The 13,869-nt window shown below is 63.1% G+C and carries 15 protein-coding genes; 10 read left to right on the top strand and 5 right to left on the bottom strand.

All coding sequences use genetic code 11. From position 1 onward, the window contains the following. Window positions 1-49: 49 nt before the first annotated feature. Together ACODSJ_RS09705 and ACODSJ_RS09700 are read left to right on the top strand one after the other, a co-directional pair. The gene (locus ACODSJ_RS09705; RefSeq protein ID WP_489101517.1) at window positions 50-721 is read left to right on the top strand and encodes a TetR/AcrR family transcriptional regulator; all 672 of its coding nucleotides are present in this window, start codon (window positions 50-52) and stop codon (window positions 719-721) included. 44 nt (window positions 722-765) lie between these two features. Continuing rightward, on the top strand, window positions 766-1,620 hold the full coding sequence (locus ACODSJ_RS09700) for a sulfurtransferase (RefSeq protein ID WP_489101516.1): 855 nt from the start codon (window positions 766-768) through the stop codon (window positions 1,618-1,620). Between the two features lie 63 nt (window positions 1,621-1,683). On the opposite strand, the gene ACODSJ_RS09695 is transcribed toward ACODSJ_RS09700, so the two are convergent. From ACODSJ_RS09695 to ACODSJ_RS09680, 4 genes are read right to left on the bottom strand one after another with little or no spacing between them, the layout of a single operon-like run. Next, window positions 1,684-2,691, bottom strand: coding sequence for a hydrolase (locus ACODSJ_RS09695; protein WP_489101556.1), 1,008 nt, complete (start codon window positions 2,689-2,691; stop codon window positions 1,684-1,686). Window positions 2,692-2,715: 24 nt separating this feature from the next. After that, window positions 2,716-3,327, bottom strand: a complete 612-nt coding sequence (gene rsmD, locus ACODSJ_RS09690) for a 16S rRNA (guanine(966)-N(2))-methyltransferase RsmD (RefSeq protein WP_489101515.1) — start codon at window positions 3,325-3,327, stop codon at window positions 2,716-2,718. Then, window positions 3,327-4,817 carry a M16 family metallopeptidase gene (locus ACODSJ_RS09685; protein ID WP_489101514.1) on the bottom strand — a complete coding sequence of 497 codons (1,491 nt, stop codon included), beginning with the start codon at window positions 4,815-4,817 and terminating at the stop codon, window positions 3,327-3,329. Before ACODSJ_RS09685 ends, rsmD begins: the two co-directional genes overlap by 1 nt. Further along, the gene (locus ACODSJ_RS09680) at window positions 4,810-6,165 is read right to left on the bottom strand and encodes a M16 family metallopeptidase (protein ID WP_489101513.1); all 1,356 of its coding nucleotides are present in this window, start codon (window positions 6,163-6,165) and stop codon (window positions 4,810-4,812) included. The genes ACODSJ_RS09685 and ACODSJ_RS09680 overlap by 8 nt, the downstream gene beginning before the upstream one ends. 343 nt (window positions 6,166-6,508) lie before the next feature. On the opposite strand from ACODSJ_RS09680, the gene ftsY reads away from it, so the two are divergent. From ftsY to rpoH, 4 genes are all read left to right on the top strand, one after another. Beyond that, the gene (gene ftsY / locus ACODSJ_RS09675) at window positions 6,509-7,945 is read left to right on the top strand and encodes a signal recognition particle-docking protein FtsY (protein WP_489101512.1); all 1,437 of its coding nucleotides are present in this window, start codon (window positions 6,509-6,511) and stop codon (window positions 7,943-7,945) included. Continuing rightward, window positions 7,942-8,613 (top strand): cell division ATP-binding protein FtsE, encoded by a 672-nt coding sequence (gene ftsE / locus ACODSJ_RS09670; RefSeq protein ID WP_489101511.1) that lies wholly within the window; start codon window positions 7,942-7,944, stop codon window positions 8,611-8,613. Before ftsY ends, ftsE begins: the two co-directional genes overlap by 4 nt. After that, window positions 8,610-9,632: a permease-like cell division protein FtsX gene (ftsX, locus tag ACODSJ_RS09665; protein WP_489101510.1), complete on the top strand. Its 1,023-nt coding sequence runs from the start codon at window positions 8,610-8,612 to the stop codon at window positions 9,630-9,632. Before ftsE ends, ftsX begins: the two co-directional genes overlap by 4 nt. Window positions 9,633-9,745: 113 nt before the next feature. Then, window positions 9,746-10,600, top strand: coding sequence for an RNA polymerase sigma factor RpoH (rpoH, locus tag ACODSJ_RS09660; protein ID WP_489101509.1), 855 nt, complete (start codon window positions 9,746-9,748; stop codon window positions 10,598-10,600). A 117-nt stretch (window positions 10,601-10,717) separates the two neighbouring features. Here rpoH and mtgA read toward each other — a convergent pair whose 3' ends face one another. Beyond that, a complete protein-coding gene (mtgA, locus tag ACODSJ_RS09655) occupies window positions 10,718-11,440 on the bottom strand; it encodes a monofunctional biosynthetic peptidoglycan transglycosylase (RefSeq protein ID WP_489101508.1) in 723 nt (240 codons plus the stop codon). A 73-nt stretch (window positions 11,441-11,513) separates the two neighbouring features. Here mtgA and ACODSJ_RS09650 point away from each other — a divergent pair, with 73 nt between their 5' ends. From ACODSJ_RS09650 to trmB, 4 genes are all read left to right on the top strand, one after another. Further along, complete coding sequence (locus ACODSJ_RS09650; protein ID WP_489101507.1) at window positions 11,514-11,894, top strand: DUF423 domain-containing protein; 381 nt, start codon at window positions 11,514-11,516, stop codon at window positions 11,892-11,894. Window positions 11,895-11,985: 91 nt separating this feature from the next. Next, window positions 11,986-12,186: a sulfur carrier protein ThiS gene (gene thiS, locus ACODSJ_RS09645; RefSeq protein ID WP_489101506.1), complete on the top strand. Its 201-nt coding sequence runs from the start codon at window positions 11,986-11,988 to the stop codon at window positions 12,184-12,186. Window positions 12,187-12,239: 53 nt separating this feature from the next. Further along, the gene (locus ACODSJ_RS09640) at window positions 12,240-13,034 is read left to right on the top strand and encodes a thiazole synthase (RefSeq protein WP_003177480.1); all 795 of its coding nucleotides are present in this window, start codon (window positions 12,240-12,242) and stop codon (window positions 13,032-13,034) included. Window positions 13,035-13,043: 9 nt separating this feature from the next. Next, the gene (gene trmB, locus ACODSJ_RS09635) at window positions 13,044-13,769 is read left to right on the top strand and encodes a tRNA (guanosine(46)-N7)-methyltransferase TrmB (RefSeq protein ID WP_489101505.1); all 726 of its coding nucleotides are present in this window, start codon (window positions 13,044-13,046) and stop codon (window positions 13,767-13,769) included. Window positions 13,770-13,869 lie beyond the last annotated feature (100 nt).

Genomic DNA, 13,869 nt, shown 5'->3' with positions numbered 1-13,869 from the left:
TAGGTCGTAAGATGCCTTTCAATGCCTTCGTCGAATTAAAGTCCAAATCATGGCCCCACGAATAAAAACCAGCGAGCGCATCGTGCAAAACAGCCTGGAGCTGTTCAACCAGCAGGGCGAGCGCAGTGTCAGCACGAACCACATTGCCGCCCATATGGACATGTCGCCAGGCAACCTCTATTACCACTTCCCCAACAAGCAGGCGATCATCGCCGTGCTGTTCAGTGAATACGAGAACCTGGTGGACAGCTTCCTGCGTCCTCCCCAGGGGCGTGCGGCCACGGTGGAGGACAAGCGTTTCTATTTGCAGGAGCTGCTGGCCGCGATGTGGCGCTACCGCTTCCTGCACCGGGACCTGGAGCACCTGCTCGACAGCGATCCGGACCTGGCCGCGCGCTACCGGCGATTTTCCCAGCGCAGCCTGATCCACGGCACCGCGATCTACGAAGGCTTCGTCGCCGCCGGCATCCTGAAGATGGACCGCGTGCAGATCGAATCCCTGACGCTCAACGCCTGGATCATCCTCACCTCGTGGGTGCGGTTCTTGTGTACCACGCGGGAGAATTTCAGCCACCTGAGCGAACAGGCCATCAAGCGTGGCGTGTACCAGGTGTTGGTGCTGGAAGCCGGTTTCGTGACCGACGAGGCCCGCGAGGCGGTGGATGCGCTGTTCAAGGAGTTTTATGTTCCACTGGCCCAGACCCTGGAGGACGGGCAGTAGGCCCAAACCCAAGGATTGGACTTTCGATTTCACAGGAGCTCACCATGCCGATTGCGCAACTCATCAGCCCTCAAGCCCTCGAACAGAAGCGATCACAGCCCGGGTGGGTGATCCTCGATTGTCGCTTTGCCCTGGAAGACCCGGATTACGGCCAGCGCAGTTATGCCGAGGGCCATATTGCCGGTGCGTCGTACGCGGACCTTGAGCGTGACCTGAGCGGGCCGGTGACCAAGGGCGTGACCGGACGTCATCCGCTGCCCGAGCCCGGGGCGCTGATAGAGCGCCTCCAAGCCTGGGGTATCGGCAACGACAGCGAGATCGTGCTCTACGACGATGGCCCCGGCGCCTACGCTGCGCGCGCCTGGTGGCTACTGGCCTGGCTGGGTAAGCGCGAGGGTGTGTTTATCCTCGACGGCGGACTCAAGGCCTGGCACGCCGCCGGCTTGCCCCTGAGCCTCGATCCGCCTCCCGCCCGTCGCGGAACGTTCAGCGGCGCACCGGACGCCACCCTGCTGCTCGACGCACAAGCACTGCAACAACGCCTGGGTCAATCGGACATGACCCTGCTGGACGCCCGGGCGTTGCCGCGCTTCAAGGGCGAAGTCGAGCCGATCGACCCGATAGCCGGGCATATCCCGGGGGCGCAGTGCGCCGCTTTTACTGACAACCTGGGGGGCGACGGGCGTTTCCTGCCGGCCGATCAGCTCAAGCAGCGTTTCGCCGAAAAACTGGACGGACGCTCACCCTCCGCGCTCGTGGCTTATTGCGGCTCTGGCGTAACGGCGTGCCATAACCTCTTTGCGTTGTGCCTGGCCGGGTATCCCCTGGGGAAACTGTACGCGGGTTCGTGGAGTGAATGGATCAACGATCCCCAGCGAGGCGTGGCGACAGGGGAATAAGCGGTAGGGGGCTTGCTTGCGAGCAAGCTTCGCTGCCACCGGGGATTGTTTTGTCGGCGAATTCTACGCCCGCCCATGCCCCAGGCTGGCCAGCCAATGGGGGATTCGTCGTTCCAGGTAGTACCCCGGGCGCCGCAAGGAGCCTTCGACGAATCCCACGTGTCCACCCCGCGCATGCAGTTCGAGTCGGGTAGAAGCGGATAACTCGCCGGGTTCGGGCAGGCTGTGGGGAAATACGAAGGGGTCGTCGGCGGCCTGGATGACCAGCGTTGGCGTATTGATTCCACCCAGGAAATAACGGCTGGAGGCACGACGGTAATAGTCCGCCGCATCCGAGAAACCGTGCAGTGGAGCCGTAACCCGGCCATCGAAATCCCAGAAGGTCCGCATGTTCTCCAGGGGGCCCAGTGCCGTGAGGGTTTGCAGCCCCTCGTGACGCCCGTCGTGCTGGAACTTGTGCTGTTTGTTGCGCACGTAGGCCACCAGCGACCGCATGAAATGCGCTTGGTAGAACCTGGAAAACCCTTGGCCGATGCGGTCCGCGCACTGGTCGAGGCGAAAGGGGACCGAAACGGCCACCGCGCCTTGCAACTGGCTGTCGCGGCCGGTTTCCCCCAGGTGTTTGAGCAGCACATTGCCGCCCAATGAATAACCCACCGCAAACAACGGAGCCAAGGGCCGGCGGGCTCGCAGGTGAGTGATGGCGGCCGCCAGGTCTTCGCTGACGCCAGAGTGATAGCTGCGCGGCAGCAGGTTCGGCTCGCCCGAGCAGCCGCGCCAGTTCAGCGCGACACTGGCCCACCCCTGGTTGCCGAGGGCTTGTTGCAGGCCCGCCACATACGGCGAGTTGGATGAGCCGGTCAGCCCGTGAAGCACCAACACCACCGGGGCCTTGACGCTGTGGGGGCCGTGCCAGTCGAGGTCGAGGAAGTCCCCGTCTTCCAACCACAGCCGCTCGCGCTCGCGCTCGATGGGAGTGGTTTTGCGCCATAGGGGGCCCCACAAGGTTTGCAAGTGTGGATTGCCAAGACCCAGGGCGGGGACGAAATGTTCAGGGGCGGCAGGCACGATCACTCTCGATGCATGGGCGGCCGGTCAGTCAGTGTCCTTTGTCAAACGCTGCCACAAGGCGTAATACACCCGTCCGGACTTCTGCTCGCGATGCAGGCGCCAATTTCCCGGCAAGCCCAATGTGGACGGGGCGGTCTCGCTTTCAGTGTAGACCCATGCATCGTCGGCCAGCCAGTGGCGCTCTTCGAGCAAGGTACACACCGTCGGCAACAGGTCCTGGTTGAAAGGCGGGTCGAGGAACACCAGGTCGAAGAGAGTCGCCGGCTGGCTGTCGAGGTAGCGCAACGCGTCGGCGGTCTGCACCTGGCCCACAGTGCAACGCAGCGTGCCCAGGTGTTCTTTCAGGCTGGACACCGCCAGGCTGCTGGCGTCCAGCGCCTGGCCCATGGCGGCGCCACGGGACAACGCTTCGAGAAACAAGGCGCCACTGCCGGCAAACGGGTCGAGCACCCGGGCACCCGCTACATAGGGCGCCAACCAGTTGAACAGGGTTTCGCGCACCCGGTCCGGAGTGGGGCGCAGGCCGGGAGCGTCAGGGAAGCTCAGGCGCCGGCTGCGCCATTCACCGCCGATGATGCGCAACTGGTTCACGCCATTGTGGGTGGGTTTCTTGCTGGAATTCGATGAACGGGCCATTAATGCTCCGGGACGCCGAGCGGTTGCTCGGCAGGTTTGTCAGAAGGGGCCGGCAGCGGTTTCTGCGCAACGGTCGGGCCGGCGGTGACGATGACCATTTTGTCCGTGCTCAAATGTTTGTTCAGGGCCGCCTTGACCTGCTCTACGGTCAGCGTCTGGGATTGCCGCATGAAATCTTCCAGGTAGCTCAGTGGCAGGTCATAGAAACCCATGGCGCCGAGCTGGCCGACGATGTCGCCGTTGCTGGCGGTAGACAGGGGAAAGCTGCCGGCCAGCTCACGCTTGGCGTCGTCGAGTTCTTTCTGGGTCGGGCCGTTCTGCAAGTAGTCGGCGAACACGTCCTGCACCAGTTTCAACGTGCCCTCGCTCATTTCGGCGCGGGTTTGCAGGTTGATCATGAAGGGGCCGCGGGCCTGCATCGGTGTGAAACCGGAGTACACGCCGTAGGTCAGCCCGCGCTTTTCCCGGACCTCGGACATCAGGCGCGTGCCGAACCCGCCGCCGCCGAGGATCTGGTTGCCCAGGGACACGGCGGCGTAATCCGGGTCGTCCCGGTCGATGCCCAACTGGGCCAGCAGCAGGCTGGTCTGCTTGGACGGAAACTCGATATGGCCGACGCTCGGGCTCGGTTCCACTGGCGCTGGGGTTTTTGCCAATGCCGGGCCTTTGGGGAGCGCGGCGGATACCTGGCTGGCAATCGCTTCGGCCTCGGCGCGGGACAGGTCGCCCACCAGTGCAATCACCGCGTTGCCGGCCGTGTAGGCCTTGGCGTGGAAGGCCCGCAACTGAGCCAGCGTAATCGGCGGGATGCTCTCGGCGGTGCCGTCGCTGGAGTGGGCATACGGATGGTCTCCGTACAGGCGCTTCATCAGTTCCAGGCCCGCCAGCTTGCCGGGGTTCTGTTTCTGGTATTCGAAGCCCGCCAGCATCTGGTTCTTGATGCGGGCGAAGGAGTCGGCGGGGAAGGTCGGCTTGCCGACGACTTCGGCGAACAGCTTCAGGGCCGGCTCACGCTTGTCCACTGCGCTGAGGCTGCGCAGCGACGCCAGGGCCATGTCCCGCAGCGCACCGTTGCCGAAGTCTGCGCCGAGGCTTTCGAACCCTTGGGCGATGGCGCCGACATCCTTGCCCGCCACGCCTTCGTTGAGCATGGCGTTGGTCAGCAGCGCCAGGCCGGGCGTGGTGCCGTCCTGGCTGCTGCCGGCGGCGAAGGTCAGGCGCAGGTCGAACATTGGCAATTCCCGCGCCTCGACGAACAGGACCTTGGTGCCGTCTGCGGTCTTCCAGGTCTGTACGTCGAGCTGGCGATGGCTGGGCGCCTTGTCGTCCAGTTCAGCCAGCGATTGCAGTTTGTTGCCGGACTTGGCGTTGTCCAGGGCCTGGCTGGCCGTCACGCTCGCGGTGGGCGCCAGGTAGAAGGCCAGGGACCCGGCCACGGCCATGACGGCCACGCCGATCAATACCAGGCGCGATGATTTACGCTCACTCATGAGCCTTTTCCTCGGGCAGGATGTGGGCAACGCTCAGGCGCGAGCGGGTGAAATACAGCTGGGCTGCCTTCTGGATGTCTTGCGGGGTCACGCTTTGCAGCTCGGCGAGCTCGGTGTCCATCAGCTTCCAGGACAAACCGACGGTTTCCAGCTGGCCAATGGCTGTGGCCTGGCTGGTGATCGAATCGCGTTCGTACACCAGGCCGGCAATGACCTGGGCGCGTACACGCTCCAGCTCCTCGGCTGTAGGGGCAGTGGTCTTCAGCTGGTCGAGCAGGCGCCACAGGCCGGCTTCGGCCTGCGCCATGGTCTTGTTTTTCTGGGTATTGGGTGCAGCCGACAACGTGAACAACGAATCGCCACGGGTGTAGGCGTCGTAGCTCGACGAACCGCCCGATACCAGTTCTTCACCGCGCTCCAGCTGGGTCGGGATCCGGCCGCTGTAGCCGCCGTCCAGCAAGGCCGAGATCAGCCGCAGGGCGTTGACCAGGCGCTTGTCCGTCGCCGTGGCGATGCTGGGCACGTTGAAGGCCAGCATCAGGCTCGGCAGTTGCGTCTGCACATGCAGGGTGATCTGGCGTTCCCCCGGCTCGGCCAGCTCCAGCGGGATTTTCGCCGAAGGCACGTCGCGCCGGGCGATAGGGCCGAAATAACGCTGGGCCAGGGTCTTGACCTCGTCCGGCGTCACATCGCCGACCACCACCAGGGTCGCGTTGTTCGGCACATACCAGGATTCGTACCAGCGACGCAGTTCGGTTACGGTCATCCGGTCCAGGTCGGCCATCCAGCCGATGGTCGGCGTGTGGTAGCCGCTGGCCGGGTAGGCCATGGCCTTGAAACGCTCGAACGCCTTGGACATCGGCTTGTCGTCGGTGCGCAGGCGGCGCTCTTCCTTGATCACCTCGATCTCGCGGCTAAACTCCTCCGGCGGCAGGCGCAGGCTGGCCATGCGGTCGGCTTCCAGCTCGAAGGCGACGCCCAGGCGATCCCGGGCCAGTACCTGGTAATAGGCGGTGAAATCGTCGCTGGTGAAGGCATTTTCTTCGGCGCCCAGGTCGCGCAGGATCAACGAGGCCTCGCCGGGGCCGACCTTCTCGCTGCCCTTGAACATCATGTGTTCCAGGGCGTGGGACAACCCGGTCTGGCCAGGTGTCTCATAGCTGGAGCCGACCTTGTACCAGACCTGGGAGACCACCACCGGGGCCCGATGATCCTCGCGCACCACGACCTTCAGGCCGTTGTCGAGGGTAAATTCATGGGTGGGTTGTGGGTCGGCAGCCAGGACTGAGAAGGGCAGGCAGACTGTGCTGAGCAGCAGGCCTGCAGCGCGGCGGGCAAGGGCATTCATTCGTGTTTAAACCTGTTGGGCGGCCCGCTAGGTCTTAGCGTCGGCGGGCGAGAGGGTGCTAGGATAACGGTCCGTTTTACTGGCGGCCACGCCTATCGGGCCTTTTGTCGGCCCGGGGTTGTCCGGGTTTTTCGCAGAAGCAGCGGGTTTGTCCGTTGATCCCTGCGTTTTCGCCGATGATGCCGTGCCAGTCCTGAGTAAAAAACGACCGCGGGGTGTCCTGGGGACATTTCGACAATCTGTTGCGCGTGAACAAGCTGGATGAAACGCAGTCTGTTCAGCATCGAATATTTATCACCGAGGCGCCCCGTGGCGCGTCGCTACCGTGAGATAGCCGTCCTCCATGTTTGGTTCCAACGACGACAAGAAGACCCCAGCTGCGGCTGGCGAGAAAAAAGGCCTGTTCGGATGGCTGCGCAAGAAGCCGCAGGAAACCGTCGTCGAACAGCCACAACCGACGCTTGAGCCCGCTGCCGAACAGGTGGTCGAAGAGGCCGCGCCCATCGTCCTGCCGCTGGCCGAGCCGGTGCTGCAACCGGTCGAGCCGGAGCCTGCCACCGAGCCGCTGGTCGAACAACCCTCGGCCCAGCCCGCCGAACACGCCACCTGGCTGACCCTGCCGGTGGCGGAAGAACCGGTGGCGCTGGTTGAAGACGCCCAGGCCCCGCACATCACTCCGCCGATTCCGCCTCTGGTGCAACCTGTTGCGGTGGTGCCTGTGGAGCCGGTTGTCGAGGCACCGGTGCAAGCCCGCGCCCCGGCGGCTCCCGCGCCTATCGTCGAGCCAGAACCCGCTGCGCTCGAAGTGCCTGCCCTTGCCGAGCCTGCGCGCCCGGCGGAGCAGGGCAAGGTCGGCTTCTTCGCCCGCCTCAAGCAAGGCCTGTCCAAGACCAGCGCCAGTATCGGCGAAGGCATGGCGAGCCTGTTCCTGGGCAAGAAGGTCATCGATGACGAATTGCTGGACGACCTCGAAACCCGCCTGCTGACGGCCGATGTCGGTGTCGAGGCCACTTCGGTGATCATCCAGAGCCTGACGCAGAAAGTGGCGCGCAAGCAGCTGACCGATGCCGATGCGCTGTACAAATCCCTGCAAGGCGAGCTGACCAGCATGCTCAAGCCCGTTGAGCAGCCGCTGGTGATCGCTTCGCAGAACAAGCCGTTCGTGATCCTGGTGGTGGGCGTCAATGGCGCCGGCAAGACCACCACCATCGGCAAACTGGCCAAGAAGCTGCAACTGGAAGGCAAGAAAGTCATGCTCGCCGCCGGCGACACCTTCCGCGCCGCTGCCGTCGAACAACTGCAAGTGTGGGGCGAACGCAACAAGATCCCGGTGATCGCCCAGCACACCGGCGCCGATTCCGCCTCGGTGATCTTCGACGCCGTGCAGGCCGCCAAGGCCCGCGGCATCGATGTGCTGATCGCCGACACGGCCGGTCGCCTGCACACCAAAGACAACCTGATGGAAGAGCTGAAGAAAGTCCGCCGGGTGATCGGCAAGCTCGACGCCGACGCACCCCACGAGGTGCTGTTGGTGCTGGACGCCGGCACCGGCCAGAACGCCATCAACCAGGCCAAGCAGTTCAACCAGACCGTCGAACTGACCGGCCTGGCCCTGACCAAGCTCGATGGCACGGCCAAGGGCGGGGTGATTTTCGCCCTGGCCAAGCAATTCGGCCTGCCGATTCGCTACATCGGCGTGGGCGAGAGCATTGACGACCTGCGTACCTTCGAAGCCGAGCCCTTTGTCCAGGCACTGTTCGCCGAGCGGGAGCACTCATGATTCGTTTCGAACAGGTCGGCAAACGCTATCCGAACGGTCACGTCGGCCTGCATGAGCTGAGCTTTCGGGTCCGTCGGGGCGAGTTTCTGTTTGTCACCGGCCACTCTGGCGCCGGTAAAAGCACCTTGCTGCGCCTGTTGCTGGCGATGGAGCGACCCACCAGCGGCAAGCTGCTGCTGGCCGGCCAGGACCTGAGCACCATCAGCAACGCCCAGATCCCGTTCCTGCGACGGCAGATCGGCGTGGTGTTCCAGAATCACCAGCTGCTGTTCGATCGCACCGTATTCAACAACGTGGCGTTGCCGTTGCAGATCCTGGGCTTGTCCAAGGCCGAGATCGGCAAGCGTGTGGATTCGGCCCTGGAGCGCGTGGCCTTGTCGGACAAGGCCGAGTTGTACCCGGGCGACCTGTCCACCGGCCAGCAACAGCGCGTCGGCATCGCCCGCGCCATTGTCCACCGCCCGGCCCTGCTGCTGGCGGACGAACCCACCGGTAACCTCGACCCGCGTCTGGCGGCGGAAATCATGGGCGTATTCGAAGACATCAACCGTTTGGGCACCAGCGTGCTGATCGCCAGTCACGACCTGGCGTTGATCGCTCGCATGCGTCACCGCATGCTCACCTTGCAGCGCGGTCGATTGATCGGTGACGGGGAGGCTGGCGTATGAGCGCGACCCGCAGCCCGAAAGTGGCCGAGCGTGTGGCCCCGAAGGCCTCCGACCCGCAGCCACAGAAGAAAAAGCGCGATGACGACGACGGCCCGGACTTCGCCACACTGTTCAGCGCCTGGATCGAAAGCCACCGTGCCAGCTTGCTCGACAGTCTGCGGCGCCTGGGCAAGCAACCCATCGGCAGCTTCTTTACCTGCATGGTGATGGCCGTGGCGCTGAGCTTGCCCATGGGGTTGTCATTACTGCTGAATAATGTCGAGCGCCTGGGGGGATCCTGGCAGCGCGCGGCGCAGATTTCCCTGTACCTGCAGCTGGAGGCGACGCCCGGCGAAGGCCAGGCCCTGCGCGAGCAGATCAAGGCCATGCCAGGGGTGGCCGACGCCGAATACATTGGCCGCGACCAGGCGCTGGAGGAATTCCAGCAGCAGTCCGGCCTGGGCGAAGCCCTCCGGGAATTGCCGGAAAACCCTCTGCCGGGTGTGGTGCTGGTGACGCCGAAGGAAGTCGACAAACCGACCCTTGAAGCATTAAGACAAAGACTTTCCGAATTGCCCAAGGTACAACAGGCGCAACTTGATCTAGTCTGGGTCGAGCGTCTTGCCGCGATCCTCAAGCTGGGCGACCGGTTTGTCTTCGGGCTGACGGTGTTGCTGGTTTCTGCATTACTTTTGGTGATAGGCAATACCATTCGTCTTCATATTGAAAACCGCCGCACCGAGATAGAAGTGATTAAACTCGTCGGCGGCACGGACAGTTACGTACGCAGGCCCTTCCTTTATATGGGCGCGCTGTATGGCTTCGGTGCCGGGATCCTGTCCTGGGGTGTATTGGCGTTCGGCCTGGACTGGCTGAACGATGCGGTAGTGGGGCTGGCCGGTTTGTATGGCAGCGATTTCTCGCTGGCCGGCGTGCCGGTCGCCGACGGTCTGTCACTCTTGCTAGGGGCGGTGCTGTTGGGTTATATCGGTGCATGGATTGCGGTAGCACGCCACCTGCGGGAGCTTGCACCAAAATAGTATTTTTTTGCGCGTATTGACCTTTCAATTTTTGTGGGAACTTGCCTGGCGGTTCCCGGTCAATTTTCGCAGTGCTGAACTGCACGAGTTATGTGAGTCGGAGGTTTTTTCGTATGACCACTTCTTTGCAACCTGCTTATGCCTTGGTCCCGGGTGCGAACCTGGAGGCCTATGTGCACACGGTGAACAGCATTCCATTGCTGACGCCCGAGCAGGAGCGTGAACTGGCCGAGAGTCTCTACTATGAGCAGGATCTTGAGGCGGCTCGGCAGATGGTGCTCGCCCACCTGCGTTTTGTCGTACACATTGCCCGCAGCTACTCCGGCTACGGGCTGGCCCAGGCCGACCTGATCCAGGAAGGCAACGTAGGCCTGATGAAGGCGGTCAAGCGTTTCAACCCGGAAATGGGCGTGCGCCTGGTGTCGTTTGCGGTGCACTGGATCAAGGCGGAAATCCACGAGTTCATCCTGCGCAACTGGCGCATCGTGAAAGTCGCGACCACCAAGGCCCAGCGCAAGCTGTTCTTCAACCTGCGCAGCCAGAAGAAGCGCCTGGCCTGGTTGAACAACGAGGAAGTCCATCGCGTGGCGGAAAGCCTGGGCGTGGAACCTCGGGAAGTGCGCGAGATGGAAAGCCGCCTGACCGGCCAGGACATGGCCTTCGACCCGGCTGCCGAAGCGGACGACGACAGCGCTTTCCAGTCGCCGGCCAACTACCTGGAAGACCACCGGTACGATCCGGCGCGTCAACTGGAGGATGCCGACTGGAGCGACAGCTCCAACAGCAGCCTGCACGAAGCGCTGGAAGTGCTGGACGAGCGTAGTCGCGACATCCTCTACCAGCGTTGGCTGGCCGAGGAAAAAGCCACGCTGCACGACCTGGCGCAGAAGTACAACGTGTCGGCCGAGCGGATTCGCCAGCTTGAAAAGAGCGCGATGAACAAGCTCAAGGTATCGATCGCCGCCTGACGGCGACAGCGGCATGAAAAACGCCCCGATCAGTGATGGTCGGGGCGTTTTTGTTTGTGTTCTAAAAAACACAACGGACTCTGTGGGACTCTCCAGCAAGGCGTCAGCAGTGTTTGGCTACTGAGCCCACGGCGCTGGCCGCCGATGGTCGAGTTCCAGCAGATAACTGTCGCCCCCCAACTGGCTCATCTGCTGGCGAATCCAGCTCGCGCGCCGCAGCACATAAGGGCTCGGCCGGCTGGCGCTCCACGCGCGGGGGTTGGGCAGTACGGCCGCCAGCAGGCTGGCCTGTTGCCGGGACAAGGCGCTGGCACCTGTCCGGAAATGATGTCGCGCCGCGGCTTCGGCGCCGAACACCCCGTCATCCCACTCGACGCTGTTGAGGTACACCTCGAGGATCCGCTGCTTGGGCCAGAACACCTCGATCAGTGCGGTGAACCAGGCTTCCAGGCCCTTGCGCAGCCAACTGCGGCCCGACCACAGGAACAGGTTCTTGGACACTTGCTGGCTGAGGGTGCTGGCGCCGCGAATCGAACCGCCGCGCCCGTTGTGGGCAAACGCGGCCTGGATCGCGCTGATGTCGAACCCCCAGTGTTCGGGGAATTTCTGATCCTCACCGGCAATCACCGCCACCTTGAGGCTGTCGGAGATCTGGTCCCAGGGCTGCCAGGTGCGTTGCAGGTCAATCGGCTCGCCGTCAAACCACGATTCGACCTTGCGCTCGATCATCAGCGTCGTGAACGGTGGGGGTACTACGCGAAACAGCAGCACCAGGACAACGCTGCCAACGGCGAACCAGAGCAGGGCCTTGAGGAATCGTCGAAACAATGTACGCAGCATAGAGATGGCTTGGCCGAACCGGTCGAGCGGGCCATTATACAGACCCTGTCGACCGAGTCTGAGTGGAGTTCTCATGCTGCGTAGCTTTCTGATGCTGGCTGCTTTTTTTGGCTTCACGGGCGTGGCGCTGGGCGCATTCGCCGCCCATGGCCTGAAAAACCGCTTGAGCGCCGATTACCTGGCGATTTTCCACACCGGTGTCACCTACCAACTGGTGCACACTCTCGCATTGCTGGGCGTCGCGCTGCTGGCCACACATATTCCCGGACGCATTGTCACCTGGGCCGGGGTTTCATTTGTGATCGGCATCCTGTTGTTCTCCGGCAGCCTGTATCTGTTGACCCTTACAGGTGTTACCAAGTTGGGCATGATCACACCCTTGGGCGGCGTGGCCTTCCTGATCGGTTGGTTGTGCCTGGGCATCGCCGCTTGGCGCCTGCAGCTTGCCGCTTGAAGCTTGTCGCTCGTAGCTGACCAAGGGACTTGGGTCCCCCAGACTGATCGGGCTAGAATGCCAGCCCCAAAAAATGATGGCGGCATCCGGCATGCGCATTCAATTGAACGGCGAACCCTTTGAACTGCCCGACGGTGAAACCGTTGCGGCCCTGCTGACCCGTCTGGAACTGACCGGACGCCGCGTCGCGGTGGAACTCAATCTGGATATCGTCCCGCGCAGCCAACACGCCGAGACTGCGTTGAACGACGGCGACAGCGTCGAAGTGGTCCACGCCATTGGCGGCGGCTAGACCGTCGGCTTCACAGCATTTCGCAAGAACCTCACCCCTACAGAGGATTTCCCATGAGCATCGTTCGTAGCGACAAGCCCTTCGTCCTGGCCGGTCGTACCTACCAGTCGCGTTTGCTGGTAGGCACCGGCAAGTACCGCGACATGGAAGAAACCCGCCTGGCCATCGAGGCCTCGGGCGCAGAGATCGTGACCGTCGCCGTCCGCCGGACCAACATTGGCCAGAACCCGGGCGAGCCGAACCTGCTGGATATCCTGCCGCCGGATCGCTACACCATCCTGCCGAACACCGCCGGTTGCTTCGATGCCATCGAGGCCGTGCGCACCTGCCGCCTGGCCCGTGAGCTGCTCGACGGCCATAACCTGGTGAAGCTGGAAGTGCTGGCGGACCAGAAGACCCTGTTTCCCAACGTGATCGAAACCCTCAAGGCCGCCGAAACCCTGGTCAAGGAAGGTTTCGACGTGATGGTGTACACCAGCGATGATCCGATCATTGCGCGTCAATTGGCGGAAATCGGCTGCATCGCGGTCATGCCGCTGGCTGGCCTGATCGGCACTGGCCTGGGGATCTGCAACCCTTACAACCTGCAGATCATCCTGGAAGAAGCCAAGATCCCGGTGCTGGTGGATGCCGGTGTCGGTACCGCCTCCGACGCGACCATTGCCATGGAGCTGGGTTGCGAAGCCGTGTTGATGAACTCCGCCATCGCCCATGCCCAGCAACCGATCCTGATGGCCGAAGCCATGAAGCACGCCATCGTGGCAGGTCGCCTGGCTTACCTGGCCGGTCGCATGCCGAAAAAACTTTACGCCAGCGCCTCCTCGCCGCTGGATGGTCTGATCAAGTAAGAGCCATTGATGACTGAATCGAACGACACGCCTGTCCTGCCGGAAGAAGGCGAAGAGCGCCAACACCGCCGCATCAAGAGTTTCGTGATGCGCGCCGGGCGTATGACTGAAGGCCAGCAACGCGGCCTGGAGCAGGGCGCACCGCTGTTCGTGCTGCCCTTGGCCGATGCGCCGGTGGATTTTGACCAGGTGTTTGGCCGTTCGGCCCCGCGCTCGCTGGAAATCGGCTTCGGCATGGGCCACTCGCTGCTGGAGATGGCTGCGGCCGCGCCGGAGCAGGATTTCATTGGTGTGGAAGTCCACCGTCCCGGTGTCGGCGCGCTGCTCAACGGCGTGCTGACCCAAGGGCTGACCAACCTGCGGGTCTACGATTGCGACGCCATCGAAGTGCTCAACCGTTGTGTGGCCGACAACAGCCTCGACCGGCTGATGCTGTTCTTTCCGGACCCTTGGCACAAAAGCCGTCACCACAAGCGCCGTATCGTCCAGGCGTCGTTCGCCGAGCTGGTGCGCAGCAAGTTGAAGGTCGGCGGTGTGCTGCACATGGCCACCGACTGGGAGCCCTACGCCGAATACATGCTGGAAGTGATGAACGTCGCCCCGGGCTATCGCAACCTGGCCGAGGACGGCAAATGCGTCCCACGCCCGGCCGAACGGCCGATCACCAAGTTCGAGCGCCGTGGCGAACGGCTTGGGCATGGGGTTTGGGATTTGAAGTTCGAGAAGCTGGCTTAAACATCACGCAATACCCAATGTGGGAGCTGGGCTTCTGTGGGAGCAAGGCTTGCCCGCGATAGCAGCGCCTCGGTATCGACTCGGTACCGAGTCGCCTGCA

The sequence above is a fragment of the Pseudomonas sp. FG6 genome (assembly GCF_057809015.1).
Note: the sequence above shows the minus strand (reverse complement) of the source record. Positions and strands in the feature narration are given on the sequence as shown.

Bases quoted from the DNA above. Each gene is read 5' to 3' on its own strand.
- ACODSJ_RS09705 (WP_489101517.1), top strand. From the start codon at position 50: ATGGCCCCACGAATAAAAACCAGCGAGCGCATCGTGCAAAACAGCCTG.
- ACODSJ_RS09700 (WP_489101516.1), top strand. From the start codon at position 766: ATGCCGATTGCGCAACTCATCAGCCCTCAAGCCCTCGAACAGAAGCGA.
- rsmD (WP_489101515.1), bottom strand. From the start codon at position 3,327: ATGGCCCGTTCATCGAATTCCAGCAAGAAACCCACCCACAATGGCGTG.
- ACODSJ_RS09685 (WP_489101514.1), bottom strand. From the start codon at position 4,817: ATGAGTGAGCGTAAATCATCGCGCCTGGTATTGATCGGCGTGGCCGTC.
- ACODSJ_RS09680 (WP_489101513.1), bottom strand. From the start codon at position 6,165: ATGAATGCCCTTGCCCGCCGCGCTGCAGGCCTGCTGCTCAGCACAGTC.
- ftsY (WP_489101512.1), top strand. From the start codon at position 6,509: ATGTTTGGTTCCAACGACGACAAGAAGACCCCAGCTGCGGCTGGCGAG.
- ftsE (WP_489101511.1), top strand. From the start codon at position 7,942: ATGATTCGTTTCGAACAGGTCGGCAAACGCTATCCGAACGGTCACGTC.
- ftsX (WP_489101510.1), top strand. From the start codon at position 8,610: ATGAGCGCGACCCGCAGCCCGAAAGTGGCCGAGCGTGTGGCCCCGAAG.
- rpoH (WP_489101509.1), top strand. From the start codon at position 9,746: ATGACCACTTCTTTGCAACCTGCTTATGCCTTGGTCCCGGGTGCGAAC.
- mtgA (WP_489101508.1), bottom strand. From the start codon at position 11,440: ATGCTGCGTACATTGTTTCGACGATTCCTCAAGGCCCTGCTCTGGTTC.
- ACODSJ_RS09650 (WP_489101507.1), top strand. From the start codon at position 11,514: ATGCTGCGTAGCTTTCTGATGCTGGCTGCTTTTTTTGGCTTCACGGGC.
- thiS (WP_489101506.1), top strand. From the start codon at position 11,986: ATGCGCATTCAATTGAACGGCGAACCCTTTGAACTGCCCGACGGTGAA.
- ACODSJ_RS09640 (WP_003177480.1), top strand. From the start codon at position 12,240: ATGAGCATCGTTCGTAGCGACAAGCCCTTCGTCCTGGCCGGTCGTACC.
- trmB (WP_489101505.1), top strand. From the start codon at position 13,044: ATGACTGAATCGAACGACACGCCTGTCCTGCCGGAAGAAGGCGAAGAG.